16 protein-coding genes and 1 riboswitch are annotated in these 15,042 nt (G+C 58.2%); of the genes, 8 read left to right on the forward strand and 8 right to left on the reverse strand.

The window, feature by feature from the left end; genetic code table 11:
- The first annotated feature begins 234 nt into the window (after positions 1-234).
- The gene (uxaC, locus tag ACZO0A_RS00995) at positions 235-1,677 is read left to right on the forward strand and encodes a glucuronate isomerase (protein ID WP_215693733.1); all 1,443 of its coding nucleotides are present in this window, start codon (positions 235-237) and stop codon (positions 1,675-1,677) included.
- Positions 1,678-1,869: 192 nt separating this feature from the next.
- On the opposite strand, the gene ACZO0A_RS01000 is transcribed toward uxaC, so the two are convergent.
- A complete protein-coding gene (locus ACZO0A_RS01000; protein WP_291232056.1) occupies positions 1,870-2,322 on the reverse strand; it encodes an RrF2 family transcriptional regulator in 453 nt (150 codons plus the stop codon).
- A 489-nt stretch (positions 2,323-2,811) separates the two neighbouring features.
- Between ACZO0A_RS01000 and ACZO0A_RS01005 the strand changes: the two genes are divergently transcribed.
- From ACZO0A_RS01005 to ACZO0A_RS01015, 3 genes are all read left to right on the forward strand, one after another.
- Positions 2,812-3,705, forward strand: a complete 894-nt coding sequence (locus ACZO0A_RS01005) for a MetQ/NlpA family ABC transporter substrate-binding protein (RefSeq protein ID WP_302376293.1) — start codon at positions 2,812-2,814, stop codon at positions 3,703-3,705.
- A 168-nt stretch (positions 3,706-3,873) separates the two neighbouring features.
- The gene (locus ACZO0A_RS01010; RefSeq protein WP_302150339.1) at positions 3,874-4,872 is read left to right on the forward strand and encodes a methionine ABC transporter ATP-binding protein; all 999 of its coding nucleotides are present in this window, start codon (positions 3,874-3,876) and stop codon (positions 4,870-4,872) included.
- Complete coding sequence (locus ACZO0A_RS01015; RefSeq protein ID WP_215693725.1) at positions 4,872-5,570, forward strand: methionine ABC transporter permease; 699 nt, start codon at positions 4,872-4,874, stop codon at positions 5,568-5,570. Before ACZO0A_RS01010 ends, ACZO0A_RS01015 begins: the two co-directional genes overlap by 1 nt.
- A 342-nt stretch (positions 5,571-5,912) precedes the next feature.
- Here the strand turns inward: ACZO0A_RS01015 and ACZO0A_RS01020 are convergent, their stop codons facing one another.
- Positions 5,913-6,965 (reverse strand): threonine aldolase family protein, encoded by a 1,053-nt coding sequence (locus ACZO0A_RS01020; RefSeq protein ID WP_302150106.1) that lies wholly within the window; start codon positions 6,963-6,965, stop codon positions 5,913-5,915.
- 223 nt (positions 6,966-7,188) lie between these two features.
- Here ACZO0A_RS01020 and ACZO0A_RS01025 point away from each other — a divergent pair, with 223 nt between their 5' ends.
- Complete coding sequence (locus tag ACZO0A_RS01025; RefSeq protein ID WP_291232055.1) at positions 7,189-8,556, forward strand: sodium-dependent transporter; 1,368 nt, start codon at positions 7,189-7,191, stop codon at positions 8,554-8,556.
- Between the two features lie 380 nt (positions 8,557-8,936).
- Here ACZO0A_RS01025 and ACZO0A_RS01030 read toward each other — a convergent pair whose 3' ends face one another.
- Entirely contained in the window at positions 8,937-9,707 is a 771-nt protein-coding gene (locus tag ACZO0A_RS01030) for an HD domain-containing protein (RefSeq protein ID WP_302376290.1), read from the reverse strand.
- Between the two features lie 168 nt (positions 9,708-9,875).
- Between ACZO0A_RS01030 and ACZO0A_RS01035 the strand changes: the two genes are divergently transcribed.
- The gene (locus ACZO0A_RS01035) at positions 9,876-10,442 is read left to right on the forward strand and encodes a TetR/AcrR family transcriptional regulator (protein ID WP_215693718.1); all 567 of its coding nucleotides are present in this window, start codon (positions 9,876-9,878) and stop codon (positions 10,440-10,442) included.
- Between the two features lie 101 nt (positions 10,443-10,543).
- Positions 10,544-11,059: a PTS sugar transporter subunit IIA gene (locus ACZO0A_RS01040; protein WP_291232053.1), complete on the forward strand. Its 516-nt coding sequence runs from the start codon at positions 10,544-10,546 to the stop codon at positions 11,057-11,059.
- A 136-nt stretch (positions 11,060-11,195) separates the two neighbouring features.
- Here the strand turns inward: ACZO0A_RS01040 and ACZO0A_RS01045 are convergent, their stop codons facing one another.
- Positions 11,196-11,354 (reverse strand): hypothetical protein, encoded by a 159-nt coding sequence (locus ACZO0A_RS01045; RefSeq protein ID WP_302376288.1) that lies wholly within the window; start codon positions 11,352-11,354, stop codon positions 11,196-11,198.
- Positions 11,355-11,528: 174 nt separating this feature from the next.
- A riboswitch (TPP riboswitch) is annotated at positions 11,529-11,646 on the forward strand.
- A 77-nt stretch (positions 11,647-11,723) separates the two neighbouring features.
- Here ACZO0A_RS01045 and thiT point away from each other — a divergent pair.
- Positions 11,724-12,290, forward strand: a complete 567-nt coding sequence (thiT, locus tag ACZO0A_RS01050) for an energy-coupled thiamine transporter ThiT (RefSeq protein WP_302376287.1) — start codon at positions 11,724-11,726, stop codon at positions 12,288-12,290.
- A 68-nt stretch (positions 12,291-12,358) separates the two neighbouring features.
- Here thiT and ACZO0A_RS01055 read toward each other — a convergent pair whose 3' ends face one another.
- The 4 genes from ACZO0A_RS01055 to ACZO0A_RS01070 form a co-directional block, all read right to left on the reverse strand.
- Positions 12,359-12,769, reverse strand: a complete 411-nt coding sequence (locus ACZO0A_RS01055; protein WP_215693708.1) for a pyridoxamine 5'-phosphate oxidase family protein — start codon at positions 12,767-12,769, stop codon at positions 12,359-12,361.
- Between the two features lie 19 nt (positions 12,770-12,788).
- Positions 12,789-13,973 carry an LL-diaminopimelate aminotransferase gene (locus tag ACZO0A_RS01060; protein WP_302376285.1) on the reverse strand — a complete coding sequence of 395 codons (1,185 nt, stop codon included), beginning with the start codon at positions 13,971-13,973 and terminating at the stop codon, positions 12,789-12,791.
- A gap of 364 nt (positions 13,974-14,337) precedes the next feature.
- Positions 14,338-14,718, reverse strand: a complete 381-nt coding sequence (locus ACZO0A_RS01065; RefSeq protein WP_291232082.1) for a metal-dependent transcriptional regulator — start codon at positions 14,716-14,718, stop codon at positions 14,338-14,340.
- A gap of 76 nt (positions 14,719-14,794) precedes the next feature.
- Complete coding sequence (locus ACZO0A_RS01070; protein WP_215693702.1) at positions 14,795-15,004, reverse strand: FeoB-associated Cys-rich membrane protein; 210 nt, start codon at positions 15,002-15,004, stop codon at positions 14,795-14,797.
- Between the last annotated feature and the right edge of the window lie 38 nt (positions 15,005-15,042).

Here is a 15,042-nt window from a genome sequence, read left to right on the forward strand (position 1 = left end):
TTTTGGGGATTCCACATCTTGCACAACAAACCACCGCGTTTTTTGGCTATAATTTCGATTAACGAGCAATTTTCGCAACTTGCTAAAGCATTTTTTATTATGTATAATAGTAGCAGAAGTAGCAGAGTATGTGGTTTTGGGCCGAAAAAGATGCGCAAAGTATGTGCTATCCGGCCCGGTGCCCACTCCCCCGCTATCATCCTTATAATGAATATAATGAAGGAGTGTCTGTACATGAAAGCGTTTATGGATAAGGACTTTTTGCTGGAGACCCCCACCGCGCAGCACCTGTACCATGATTATTCGGCCAAGCTGCCCATCATCGACTATCACTGCCATATTCCCCCGCAGGAAATTTATGAGAACCGCCGTTTTGAGAATATTGCGCAGGTCTGGCTGGGCGGCCATCAGGTCCTGGCCGACGGCAGCGACTACTACTTCGGTGACCACTACAAGTGGCGTGTGATGCGCTCCAACGGTGTGCCCGAGGAGTATATTACCGGTGACAAGCCCGACCGCGAGCGCTTCCAAAAGTTTGCCGAGAGCCTGGAAATGGCCATCGGCAATCCGATGTATACCTGGTGCCACCTCGAACTGAAGAAGTACTTCGGCTATGAGGGCGTGCTGAACGGCGAGACTGCCGAGGAAGTCTGGAACCTCTGCAACGAGAAGCTGCAGAACGACCCGAAATTGACCGTCCGCGGCCTGATCGAGCAGAGCAACGTCGCCATGGTCGGCACCACCGACGACCCCATTGACTCCCTCGAGTGGCACAAGAAGATCAAGGAGGACCCCTCCATCAAGGTCGTCGTCGCTCCTTCCTTCCGCCCCGACAAGGCCCTGAACATCCGCAAGGAGGGCTTCGCCGACTACATCCACAAGATGGAAGAGGTCGTGGGCCGCAAGTTTGCCTGCGCCGACTGCGTTGCCAGCGCCCTGGAAGAGCGCCTGGAATTCTTCGTCGAGATGGGCTGCCGCGCTTCTGACCACGGCCTGGACTATGTCCCCTACGTTGATACCGATGCCGAGAAGGCGACCGCCGCGTTCAAGAAGGCTATGGCCGGCGAGACCCTGACCCAGGAGGAGGGCGACGCCTACACCACCTACCTGCTGCTGAAGCTGGGCGCTGCCTACAAGAAACACAACGTTGCTATGCAGATTCATTACAGCTGCCTGCGCAACGTTAACGACAAGATGTACCGCAAGCTCGGCCCCGACACCGGCTTTGACATGATTGCCGTGACCGATTGCAGCGCCACCGTCAGCAGCCTGCTGAGCGCACTGACCAAGGCCGATGCCTGCCCGAAGGTCATCCTGTACAGCCTGAACCCCGCCGACTTTGATATGCTGGGCACCATCCTGGGCGCGTTCCAGGACGACGAGATCCCCGGCAAGATCCAGTTGGGCTCCGCCTGGTGGTTCTGCGATACTGACGACGGCATGTACCAGCAGATGAAGACCTTGGCCCGCCTGGGCCTGCTGGGCAACTTCATCGGCATGCTGACCGACAGCCGCAGCTTCCTGAGCTACACCCGCCACGAGTTGTTCCGCCGCCTGATGTGCAACCTGATCGGCAACTGGGTCGAGAACGGCCAGTACCCCAACGACGAGAAGGCTTTGAAGAAGATTGTTGAGGGTATCAGCTATTATAATGCCAAGCGGTATTTTAATCTGTGATATTCCTTGACTGAGATAGTGCAATCATAAACAGCACCGCCCCATCTGCTGATACGGCAGATGGGGCGGTGTTTTCTTTTAAAGGCAAGGCAGAGTTGTAGGGGCGGCACATGTGCTGCCCGCGGCTTTCCCGCAAGCAGTCGGAGCCTTACACATGCGGGTCGGGCATGCCCGACCCCTACATGGCAGCACTTAGAGGTCGGTCTCGCTAGTTTCGGAAGTCTCCGGGGAAATCTCCGGCACTTCCGGCATGGTGCGCAGCTGCTCCAGCGTAATGCCGTCCACATATTTGTTGATCAAATCATTCAGCCCGGACCAGAAATCCAGCGTGTGGCATTGGCCGCGGTGGGGGCAATCCACCGAGGAAGCCAGACACGGAATGGCCGTCAGCTCCCCTTCTACGGCGCGCAGAATCTCGCCGGAGGTGATTTCCGCCGCCGAACGGGCCAGGCGGTAGCCGCCCTGGGCACCGCGCACGCTGGATACCAGCCCCGCCTTTGCCAGCGGGGTGACGATCTGCTCCAAATATTTTAAGCTGATGCGCTGCTTGTCGCTGATTTCCTTTAACGGGATCAGATCATTGGGGCGGTTGGCAAGCTCCACCATCAGGCGCAAAGCGTAACGGTCACGGGTCGAGAATTTCATGTTCAGTCTCCCTTTTCCTGAGATTGTACTACTAATCATAGCATAATTATAGGAATTTTGCAAGCGTTCAACCTATCTGCCTGGTAGGATATATGCAAAATGCCGAAATGTGCAATTTTATGCAAAAGGGTGTTGACAGAATGTGTTCACTGGCGTATACTGTGAGCCATGGAAAGCAAATCACCGCTGACCAAACAACGAGAGAAAGGGGTACAAGACTATGAACGCAGCCTATTCCGGCATGATGATGTGCATGTGCATGATGCGTAAGCGTCCTGTGCCAGCTTTCTTGCGCGCAAATTTCAGCGCATAAAGAAAACTTGCAGCGGGATGCCGGAGAAAACCGACATCCCGCTTTTGTTTGGAAAGGAAGTTTGTGACTATGGAAAGAGGTCCCATCTACAAGCAGCCCGGTGTGCGAATGTGACGTTTGAGGGAACAACACATTCACAAAACAACACACCTGACAATAAAAAGGAGATTACTACCATGAAAAAACTGATTTCTGCAACGCTCGCCGCTACCCTGGCCCTGAGCCTGGCCGCCTGCGGCTCCACCGCTTCCACCACCGAGACCGCTTCTTCCGAGGCTGCCTCCACCGAGAGCACCACAGCTTCTTCTGAGGCTGCCGAGTCCACCAGCGACCTGGCTGGCACGACCCTGAAGGTCGCCGCCTCCCCCACGCCCCACGCCGAGATCCTGAATGTGGCCAAGGAGGTTCTGGCGGAGCAGGGCATCGACCTTGAGGTCGTTGAGTTCAGCGATTACGTCCAGCCCAACCTTGTGACCGAGAACGGCGAGGTTGACGCTAACTACTTCCAGCACACCCCCTACCTCGACAGCTTCAACGAGGAGAACGGCACCCACCTCGTCAGCGTCGGCGCTGTCCACTATGAGCCGTTCGGCATCTACCCGGGCAAGAGCAGCGACCTCGCCAACATCGCTGACGGCGCAACGATCGCCGTGCCCAACGACACCACCAACGAGGCCCGCGCCCTGCAGCTGCTGGCTGCTCAGGGTTTGATCACCGTGCGTGACGGCGCCGGTCTGACCGCCACCGTCAACGACATCACCGAGAACCCCCATAACGTGAAGATCGAGGAAATCGAGGCTGCCCAGCTACCCCGCACCGTGCAGGACGTTGACTTTGCCGTCATCAACGGCAACTACGCAATAGAGGCTGGCTTCTCCGTCGGCAAGGATGCTCTTGCCACCGAGGACGCATCCTCTGAGGCTGCCCAGACCTACGCCAACGTTCTGGTCGTGAAGGAAGGCAACGAGAGCGACCCCGCCATCCAGGCCCTGTACGCCGCCCTGACCAGCGACAAGGTCAAGGATTACATCAACAGCACCTATGACGGCGCGGTCGTGCCCATTTTCTAAGGAAAAACATATCCGCGGTAAGGTCGTAGGGGCGAACATTGCTCGCCCCTACAGTGCAAGGCACCAAACAGCAAGAAAAACCTTGCAACCTGTCGTGAAATAGAGTAGAATTAACAGCGAATGGGTTTTACACTCATTCGCTATCTTTGTAAGTGAGGGAGAATACCCATGATCGAACTGCAACACCTGACCAAGCGCTTTGCCACGCAGGGTGGCACGGTCGTCGCGCTGAACGACATCAACCTGACCATCCGGGACGGCGATGTCTACGGCATCATTGGTATGTCGGGCGCCGGAAAATCTACGCTGGTACGCTGCATCAATATGTTGGAACGCCCCGATGAGGGGAGCGTCATCGTCAACGGAAAACAGATGCAGGACCTGAATGCGGCTGACCTGCGCGCCGCCCGCCGCGAAATTACGATGATCTTCCAGCAGTTCAACCTGCTGATGCAGCGGACCTGCCTGCGCAACATTATGTTCCCGATGGAGCTTGCCAAGGTCCCTAAGGAAAAGGCCGAGGCCCGCGCCCGCGAACTGCTGGAGCTGGTCGGCCTGCCTGACAAGGCCGACGCCTACCCTGCCCAGTTGTCCGGCGGCCAGAAACAGCGCATTGCCATTGCCCGCGCCCTGGCGACCGACCCGAAGGTGCTGCTCTGCGACGAAGCGACGAGTGCCCTTGACCCCAACACGACCCACGCCATCCTGCAGCTGATCCAGAAGATCAACCGCGAACTGGGCATCACGGTCGTCATCATCACCCACCAGATGAGCGTGGTTGAGGAAGTCTGCAACCGCGTGGCGATTTTGGACAACGGTACCGTTGTCGAGGAGGGCGGCGTGCAGGCCATCTTCAGCCATCCTACTTCCAAGGCGGCACGCCGCTTGGTCTACCCCGCCGGTGCACCCAAAGCCGAGGCCCTGCCCGGCCAGCGCCTGGTGCGTGTGGCCTTCGGCGGCACCCAGACCACCGACAAGCCGCTGGTGGCAAGTCTTGCCATCGAGTGTGGTGCGCTGGTATCCATCATGGCGGCCGATACCCGCATTGTCAACGGCCAGACGCTGGGCAGCATGCTGTTGGCTCTGCCCGACAACGACAAGGCCGAAGCGGCCATCGAGTACATTAAAAATTATCCCGGCATTACCTATGAGGAGGTGAACGGCTGATGGCAGAGTTTTTTGCAGGCAAGGACTGGCAGACGTTCTTGCAGATTTTGCCCACCATTCCGTTTGAAACGTGGGAAACGATTTGGTCCACGGTCGTGGCCACCCTGCTGGCGCTGGTCATTGGCCTGCCGCTGGGTGTCTGCCTTGTCACCGGCGAGCAGGGGGGCGTGCGTCCCCTGCCCCGTTGGGTCATGGCGCTGCTGAACGGCCTGGTCAACCTGCTGCGCAGCGTGCCGTTCCTGATTCTGATGATCATTGTCATCCCGCTGTCCCGCGCCATCGTGGGCACATCCATCGGTACGGTGGCATCCATTGTGCCGCTGGTCATCGCGTCCTTCCCCTTCGTCTCGCGCCTGGTTGAAACGAGCATGCGCGAGGTCGATGCGGGCGTCATCGAGGCCGCCCAGAGCATGGGTGCGACGCCGCTGCAAATTATCACCAAAGTCATGGTGCCCGAGAGCATGCCCAGCCTGGTTGCCAATGTGACGATTGCGGCTACGACCATCATGGGGTACGGTGCCATGGCCGGTATCATCGGCGGCGGCGGCCTGGGCAAAATTGCCATCAACTACGGCTACTACCGCTTTAACGTGGTGCTGGAGTTCTTCGCCACCGCCCTGCTGGTCGTGCTGGTGCAGATCTTGCAGACCGTTGGCACGAAGCTGGCCATCAAGTGCGATAAGCGCATCCAGAAATAAATTATATGAAATTGCACAGTAGGGGCGGGGCTCTGCTCCGCCCGGGAACGTGGCCTCGGCCGCAAAGTCCCCGGGCGGACTGGAAGCCCGCCCCTACTGCGTTATAGGGAAAAGCAAAGAATTAACATATTTTTCAAATTGGCGTGACAGGCCAGACATAAATGTGGTGTAGTATTTAGACAGAGTCAAGGGGATGCCCCGAGACAACAACTACCACTGACGCCCCGGCCATGCCAGAAGCAATCGCTTCGGCCGCGGCGCAGACAACCAATAAGGCCGCGAAGCCATTTGAATAGATGAAAAGTCCCGCATCGTGTGATGCGGGATTTTTGGTGTACTGAATTACAGCGCGTTTACGTCCTCAATCAGCTGCTCCACGGTTTCATCCTTTGTGGCCCAGCTGGTGCAGATGCGCACGGCGGTGTGGTGCTTGTCAGGCTTGTCCATGTGGGTCATGGCGTAGCGCTCGGTCAGCTTGGCGTACCACTCGTCGGGCAGGGCAAAGAACTGCTGGTTCGTCGGGGAGTCGTGCAAAACCTTACAGCCCTTTGCCTCAAACGCGGCACGGATGTGCAGGGCCTGTTCGTTGGCATGGCGTGCCATCGTGAAGTACAGGCTCGTCTCGCCGCCGTCCTCGCCGTCCAGCAGGGCCAGGAACTGCTCACCCAGCAGACGGCCCTTGGCCAGCATGCCGCCGTGTTGCTTGATGCAGTAGCGGAAATCCAGCTTCAGATCGTCGTTGGTGATGACGACTGCCTCGCCGAACAGCGCACCGCATTTTGTGCCGCCCAGGTAGAACACGTCGCACAGGGCGGCGTAATCCTGCAGGCTCAAATCGTTGGCGGGGCTGGTCAGGCCGTAGGCCATGCGGGCACCATCCACAAACAGGTACAGCCCCAGCTCATAGCAAGCGGCGGAAAGCTCGGTCAGCTCTTCCTTATTATAAAGGGTGCCGACCTCGGTGGGGTTCGAGATATACACCATACCGGGCTGCACCTCGTGCTCGTGGCTGGCGTTGGCGCGGTGTTCCTCGACGGCCTTGCGCACCTGGCGGGCCGTGATCTTGCCGTTTTTGCCGGGCAGAGCCAGGCATTTGTGGCCGGTGGCCTCGACTGCGCCGGTCTCATGCACATGGATGTGCCCGGAATCCGCGCAGAGCACGCCCTGCCAGGGCTTGAGCGCCGCCGCAATCACGGTCAGGTTCGCTTGCGTTGCGCCGACAAAGAAATGCACATCGGCGTCGGGGGCATCGCACAGGCTGCGTATCTGTGCAGCAGCCTTGGCGCAGTATTCATCCTCGCCATAGCCGGGGGTCTGGTCAAAATTGGTTTGCTGCAAAAGGTCCAGCACGGCCGGGGCCGCGCCTTCGCCGTAGTCACATTCAAAACGAAGCATAATCTTAACTCCTTACACGTTAGTATGTACGCTGCTAGTAGGGGCAAACATTGTTCGCCCGCGCAGTGCGGCGGCTGCTGCAAAGTGCCCGGGCCGATGCAAGCAGCGGCCCCTACGCCGCACGGCGGGTGTTGCACTAATTATAACACTGTGATTCCGCGCTTGCAAGTTTCGCTGTACTACGCTATAATAATAGTACTTTGTGAGAGAAAAGAGGAATATTATGGAACCCGAAAAACAGCGGGAAGGCTTCGGCTCACGCCTTGGCTTCATCCTTGTCAGCGCGGGCTGTGCCATCGGCATCGGCAACGTCTGGCGCTTCCCCACCGTCACAGGCCAGTACGGCGGCGGTATCTTTGTCTTCTTCTACCTGATTTTCCTGGTGCTGATGGGCCTGCCGGTTCTGACCATGGAACTGGCCGTCGGCCGCGCCGGGCACGGTGCCGCCCGCAGCGCCTACAAGGCGCTGGAACCACAGGGCAGCAAGTGGCACATCCACGGCTGGTTCTGCATGGTGGGCTGTATACTGCTGATGATGTACTACACCACCGTCTCCGGCTGGATGCTCGATTACTTCTTCCGCTTCCTGACCGGCAATTTTGACGGCCTTACGTCGGAACAAGCGTCCGGCATCTTTGGCGAGATGCTCTCGAGCCCCGTGGAAATGGTGTTCTGGATGGTCATTATCACGGTGGCAGGCTTCATCGTCTGCGGCCGCGGCCTGCAAGGCGGCCTGGAAAAGGTCGGCAAATGGATGATGAGCGCACTGCTCGCTCTCATCCTCGTCTTGGTCGTCCACAGCTTTACCCTGTCCGGTGCGGGCGACGGCCTGGCCTTCTACCTGCTGCCAGACTGGTCCCGCGCCAGTGAGCAGGGCCTGGGCAACGTCATCACGGCAGCGATGAATCAGTCGTTCTTCACCTTGAGCCTGGGCATCGGTGCGATTGAAATTTTCGGCAGTTACATGGACCGCCGCTTTACCCTGCCGGGCGAGGCCGCGCGTATCTGCGTGCTGGACACCTTTGTGGCGGTCTGCGCAGGGCTTATCATCTTCCCGGCCTGTTTCTCCTTCGGCATTTCACCCGACGCAGGCCCGAGCTTGATTTTTATTACCTTGCCCAACGTCTTTACGAACATGGCAGGCGGCCGCCTGTGGGGCACAATGTTCTTCCTGTTCATGACCTTCGCCAGCTTCTCCACGGTCATTGCAGTGTTTGAGAACATCATCGCCTGCGCCTGCGAGGACTTTGGCTGGGACCGCCACAAAGCCTGCATCGTGGGCACGGCGGCGCTGGTGCTGCTGGGTCTGCCCTGTGCGCTGGGCTACAATGTGTGGAGCTTTATCCAGCCCATGGGCGCAGGCAGCACGGTGTTGGATTTCGAGGATTTCCTCGTCAGCAACCTGCTGCTGCCGGGCGGCAGTCTGGTGTATCTTTTGTTCTGTGTCACCAAATGGGGCTGGGGCTTTGACAAGTATGCTGCCGAGTGCAACACCGGCGACGGCCCCAAGATGCCCCGGTGGGTCAAGCCGTATTTCAAGTATGTGCTGCCGGTGCTGATCGCGGTGATTTTGGTGCAAGGGCTCGTCTAAAGGATTGGCGGCAGCCTGCCTGAAGGCAGCTTTCTTTTGGCAGCAAAAGAAAGCTGGCAAAGAAAACTGCCGCTGTTGCGACGCAGCGGACCCGCGCCTCGGGGGCTGCACGCCCCCGAGACCCCCAATAAGGAAGTTGAAAGCCCCGCTGGCTACGCGAACGCAGTATTACTGTTCGCGCTTAACGCCAGCGGGGCTTTCGCCACTTTTGAGTCGGGTGTTCCCCCGAACCCCCGCAGGGGGAAGGGGTTGCCCCCTTGTTAAAGGGGGCTGTCCGCGTTAGCGGACTGGGGGATTCCGACGGGCTTTGCCGTAGCTGCCGTGGACGAGGAGGACTGCCGCCCTCCCTTGCCCCTCTCGTTTTGCCCGTTTGCCGTTTATTACATATGCTCGCCTATCCACCGCTTCATCTCATCCGCAATCGCCTCAAACGCCTTGGCGGTATCAGGATTCTCCGTCTTAAAATCCAGCAGCTGCCACAGCCAGCCTTGCTCATCCACGATGCGCAGGCTCTCGGGATAGCACAGCTCAAATACCAGCGACGCATGGCCCACCGCATTGTCGGCGGGCCATTTTTTCAGGCTGTGCAAAATGCAGTGGTGCTCGTAAAATGCGTCCAGCACAGCGGGCGTTACTGGGCTTTGGCGCAGGGCCTCGGTGCTGACGTTGTAGATTTCCTCCATCGGCGTTTCAACGTTGACGCGCAGAATATCGATTTTATCGGCATCCCGCAAAATCTGGCAGAACATCCGCGTGCGGTCGTCCAACTTTTCCGGCAGGCGGAAGGCACTGTGCCACGCCACCGCCGTGCGCAGCAAGGCGTCCTCGGCGGCATCGTCTATATAGTCGCGGATGTGCCCCTCGTCAAACAGCACGCTTGCACTCAATGCAGCGTGGTTGGTGGACTGGGCGTCGATGAAGGTGTTGTACCGCCGCAGCTGCTCAAAGCGGCCGACATCGTGCAGCATACCGGAAAGCCAGGCCAGATCCGCATCCTCCGGCGGCAGGGTCAGGCTTTTGGCAATGCAGTCACACAGCGCGGCCACGCGGTAGGTGTGGTCGATTTTCAGCTTGACCTTCGGGTCGTCGGCGTTGTAGTGCGCGGCGTAGTCAGCAAAGGCTTTCTGTGCGCGGGCACGGTCGATTTTCATAATGATCACTTCCTTGCCTCTATTGTAGCATATTTGCACCGGGGCGCAAATTGCATTGTTTATAAAATTTCATCAACGACAGACTACATTTTTGTACAAAATCCTTGACAATGTCCGCGAAAACGGCTATTCTTAAAGTAGAAATTTGCGAGGAAGGCGGTGCATACGATGAACGCCAAAGGAGACGCCAACCGCAGTGTACGCATGACCAAACAGCGGCTCTACCAGGCGCTTATTACGCTGTTGCAGCAGAAAAGTCTGCGGGAGATCACGGTCCGGGAACTTACTGAGCTGGCCGGAATCAGCCGCGGGACGTTCTATTTCCACTATGCCGATATCTATGCCCTGATGGATCAGATGGAGGCTGCCCAGCTGGCGCGGCTCAATGACCTGATGGACAGTCTACTGCCCGGCATCTCGCAGGAGGAGGTTCCCCCTGCCCTGGTGGCGCTGTTCACCTACATGACCGAAAACCCCGACCTCTGCACAGCGCTTTACGGCAAAAGCTGGGAGTCGGAGTTTACCCGCAACGCCAAAAAGCTGATTGCCGAGCGCTGCTTGGGCGAGTTCGCGCCGGGCGGCGGCACCGAGGAGCAGAAATATACGCTGGTCTTTGCAGTGAACGGCTGCTTTGGTACCATCGTTGCCTGGCAGGAGGCTGGGTTTGACCTGCCGCCGGCAGAGATCGCCCGCATTACCTGGCAGGCCATACGCGCTGTAAAAGAGCGGATTTGACCCGGGCAATTTCTGCTTGCAAGCCTTGCCTTTTTGGGCGCGGCGGGATATAATAAACTTACAACACACCCCTTGTGGTGCTTTAAGAAGGAGAGATTACCATGGGATTTTTTGATTTTCTGAAAAAGTCTTCTGCACCGGCTACCCCTGCGGAGCCGACGTTCCCCCTGACCCTGGCGGCTGACGCCAAGGGCACCGTTGTAGCGATGGAGAACATCCCCGACGAAGTGTTTGCACAGGGCATCCTGGGCAAGTGCTGCGGCATCGAACCCACCGAGGGCAAGGTCTTTGCCCCGGTCGACGGCGAAATCACCCAAGCCCCGGACAGCGGCCATGCGCTGGGCATTATGGGTGTAGGCGGCGTCGAGGTGCTGATCCATGTCGGCGTTGACACCGTCGAGATGAAGGGCGACGGCTTCAGCCCGAAGGTCAAGGAAGGCGACAAGGTCAAGAAGGGTGACCTGCTGCTGGAAATGGATCTGGACAAGATCGCAGCCGCCGGCCACCCCGCCGTGGTCATCACGGTCGTGACCAACACCGACGACTTCAAGGACGTTGAGGTCGTTGCCTCCGGCGATGTCGAGCCGGGCGCTGATCTCATCAAAGTCAGCAAGTAAATTGCACTACAAAAAACCGGGCACCTGCTGTGGTGCCCAGTTTTTCGTTGCAGGGGAGCGAGGCCTGCATCCGCCCCTGCAATAAGGTTGGCAACAGAAAAATCTTACGCCTTCTCCACCTCATACTCGCTGAACGTCACGCCGCCGCAGCGGTGGCGGAAGCTGCCGCCACGGAGGACGACGCGGCGCTGGATTCAGCCGTGGTGCTGCTGGCGGCATTGGATGCGCAGCCCGCCAGCGAAACGGTCATGGCGGCGGCCATTGCACCGCAGAGGATGCGTGTATTTTGCTTCATAATAAAATCACTCCTGTTGAAATAGGTGGTGTGTTTTTTGAGTACAGCCTTAGTATAGCCGCTGCAAATGGCAGAACCTTGTTGAACAGGTGTGAAATTGTGGGAGAAACTGTGTGTGAATTATTAAACCGCCGCGCTTGACAAACGCCCGCCGTCGTGTATAATGGAAACTGGACATAAAAACAGGGGCGCTGAGGGGCATCCTCGGCTGAGATCGAAACAAACCGCAGTTTCGGGTCGCCTTGAACCTGATCCGGGTAATGCCGGCGTAGGAAGTTTGACCCACCAGTCATAACGCTTTTGCGCCTGCAATGTATGTTGTGGGCGCTTTCTTGTTTTTATGTTACATTTTTTTGAGGAGTGGAATCCATGTCCAAAACCTATTCCAAGACCCGCACTCTCGTTGAGTGCGCCCTGATGATCGCCCTGGGCACTGTGTTGGCGAACATCAAAATTTTCGAGATGCCCAACGGCGGCTCCATTACGCTGCTGAGTATGCTGCCCTTTATCCTGATTTCCTTCCGCCACGGCGTGAAATGGGGCCTGTTCACCGGCTTCGTCAACAGCCTTTTGCAGATGCTGCTGGGCTTCTACGCACCCCCGGCCCCCGGCCTGCTGCCGCTGGTGGGTATGATTTTGCTGGACTACGTGCTGGCCTTTACCCTGCTGGGCCTGGCCTGCGTCATTGCCAAGCCGTTTAAGAACCGCCTGGTTGGTGTGGCTGTCGGCACGGCGGCGGTGTGCGGCATCCGCTTCCTGTGCAGCTTCCTGTCCGGCGTGCTGATTTGGGGCAACCTGAGCGACGGCCTGCCCGCCTGGACGTACAGCCTGACCTACAACGGCAGCTATATGCTGCCCGAGACCATCCTGACTACGATTGCTGCGGTGCTGATCTACAAGGCAGCCCCCCAGCTGTTCGCAGAGCAGGAAAAGTAAGATACGATAAAAAATTCCCGGCACGCAAAATCCTGCGTACCGGGAATTTTTTATACCTGTTTACGGTATCAATAACTCATGATGTCCTTCACGACGCCGGACATGGAGAAGAGCTTGGCGGAAATGTGGTCAAGGTAGACAATGCCGAGCTTGTGGCCGGTCTCCTCGTTGTACAGGTCTGCCAGCTGGGGCATGGTCTGGAAGGCCGCGGCCTGCGCCTCGGGGCTGTTGTCAAAGTTTGCGGTGCCCTGAATGCGCATCCACTCGCCGCGGTCATTGGCGGCGCAGATTTCCAGGTTCGTGTTGTCCAGCAGCTGCTTGTAGGCGGCCTTGTGCTTGCCCAGGCCGATGCACAGGTGGTCGTTGTACCACATGGCAAAGCCGATGGGCCGCACGCGGGGCAGATACCCCTCGACGGTGGCAAGGTAGAATGTAGGATTCTCTTTCAGGAATTCCATGATCTCTTCATTCGGTTTCATGCTGATCCCTCCCGCAGTTTTACAGTGCAGCCAGCGCGTTTTTGATGCGCGCAGCGGCTTCCTTAGTGCGCTCGGCATCGCCGAACGCCGTTAAACGGAAATAGTCCTTGCCGCAGGGGCCGAAGCCCTCGCCGGGGGTGCCCACCACGTGGGCGTTTTCCAGCAGCCAGTCAAAGAACTCCCAGCTGCCCATATTGTTGGGGCAGCGCAGCCAGATGTAGGGGCTGTTCTTGCCGCCGCAGTACCAGATGCCTGCCTCGTCCAGCGCAGCCGCAATGACGGCGGCGTTGGCGCGGTAGTAGTCGAGGTTCTGCTGGATCTCCTTCATGCCTTCCTCGGTAAAGACGGCCTCGGCACCACGCTGTACGACGTAGGCAACGCCGTTGAACTTGGTGGTCTGGCGGCGCAGCCACATCTTGTTCAGCTTGCCGTCGGCCAGCGCCTTGGGCACGACCGTGTAGCCGCAGCGCGTGCCGGTGAAGCCTGCAATCTTGGAGAAGCTGCAGACCTCAATGGCAACCTCCTTGGCACCTTCGACCTCGTAGATACTGCGGGCGAGGCCCTGCTCGGAGACAAAGCACTCGTAGGCGGCATCAAACAGGATGACCGCGTCGTTAGTCTTGGCCCAGGCGACCCAGGCTTTCAGCTGTTCGACGGAGTAGGTTGCGCCGGTGGGGTTGTTGGGGCTGCAAATGTAGACGATATCCGCATGGGGCGCTTCGTCGGGCATCGGCAGGAAGTTGTTCTCCGCTGTGGCGGGCAGGTACAAAATCTTGCGGCCGGCCATGACGTTGTCGTCCACGTAGACCGGGTAGACCGGGTCGGGAACGAGAATCGTGTTGTCTTGGCTGAACAGATCCAGCAGGTTGCCCAGATCGCTTTTGGCACCGTCAGAAATGAAAATCTCCGCCATATCCAGCGCAACGCCGTGACCGGTGTAATAGTTCTGGATGGCGCTGCGCAGGAACTCATAGCCCTGCTCGCTGGGGATATAGCCGTGGAAGGTGCCCTTGTGGCCCTGCTCCTCGACGGCTTTGTGCATGGCCTCGGTCACGGATGCCGCCAGCGGTAGGGTGACGTCGCCGATGCCCAGACGGATGATGTCGGCGTCCGGGTTTGCCTTCTGATAGTCGGTCACCTTGTGGGCGATGGTGCTGAAGAGATAGCTCTCGTTCAGTTCTGCGTAATGCGGATTCAGCTGCATGATAGTCCCCCTCTTATCTATGGCAACACCGCACAATTCCCGCCTGACGGCTTAAGCACCGCTCCGGCGGCTGCGGCACGACATCTGCGTTGCCAAAATGCTCGATAAGACATCCAGTATTATCTGCGCTTTTGGCTTAGCAGCTGCCGCACCTCGCTCGCCGTATCGGCACTTAGAATTATGCGGTATTGCCTTATACCTTTATATAATTTAACTTTACCACAATTCGGGCGAGTGTGCAATAGGGTTTTTACGCGGTGCGGTAGGGGCCGGGCATGCCCGGCCCTTGCGTGTGGGGCAGACGAGCGTCTATGGAAAGGCGGCGGGCCGCACATGTGCGGCCCCTACATGGCGGCCTGCCGGGTTACTTGTTCTCATTATCGTAAAGCGTTTTGCACTTCTCGTCAATTTCCTTCGCGGGCAGGGCTACCGCCATGGCAATCGCGGCGTTGCGGCATTCCTCTGGGGTAAAGCCCATGTCCGCCAGGGGAAAATGCTGTAAAATTGTCTCGACCAGGTCGTCGTAATACCGGGCGTAGAGCACGCCGCGGTCAGTGATATAGATTTTGCCGTACCGCCGCCGCACAATGACCCCCTGCTTCATCAGGCTGGTCAGGATGCTGGTAACACTGGGCTTGGTCACGCCCATGGCCTGCGCCAGTGCCAGAGGCGAGACGTCGGTGTTCTGCTTGGCCAACCGGTGGATGGCCAGCAGATACCGCAGGTTGGAATCGGTCAGGGTCATGGCATCTCTCTCCTTTACGCCAAAAAGGGGCGCAGGCCACGAACGGACCCGCGCCCCTTTTCAGGCACTATTGTGTTTAGTTGCTGTGGCAGGCACCGCCGCAGGTTTTGCAGTTCCCTGTGCATCCGCCGTGACCGCCGCATCCGCCGCCCCCGCAGGAGCCATCGCAGCAGCCAAGGCCGCCGGTCTTGTGTTCATGATACAGAAGCCAGCCGGTACCGCCGAAGACGATGATCGAGACGATGATCGTGGACAGGTTAAAGTTGGTGGCCAGAAATTCCATCATAAGAAATCGCTCCTTTCCGGAAGCATTATACACTCAAA

It is taken from the genome of Gemmiger sp. (genome assembly GCF_057431175.1).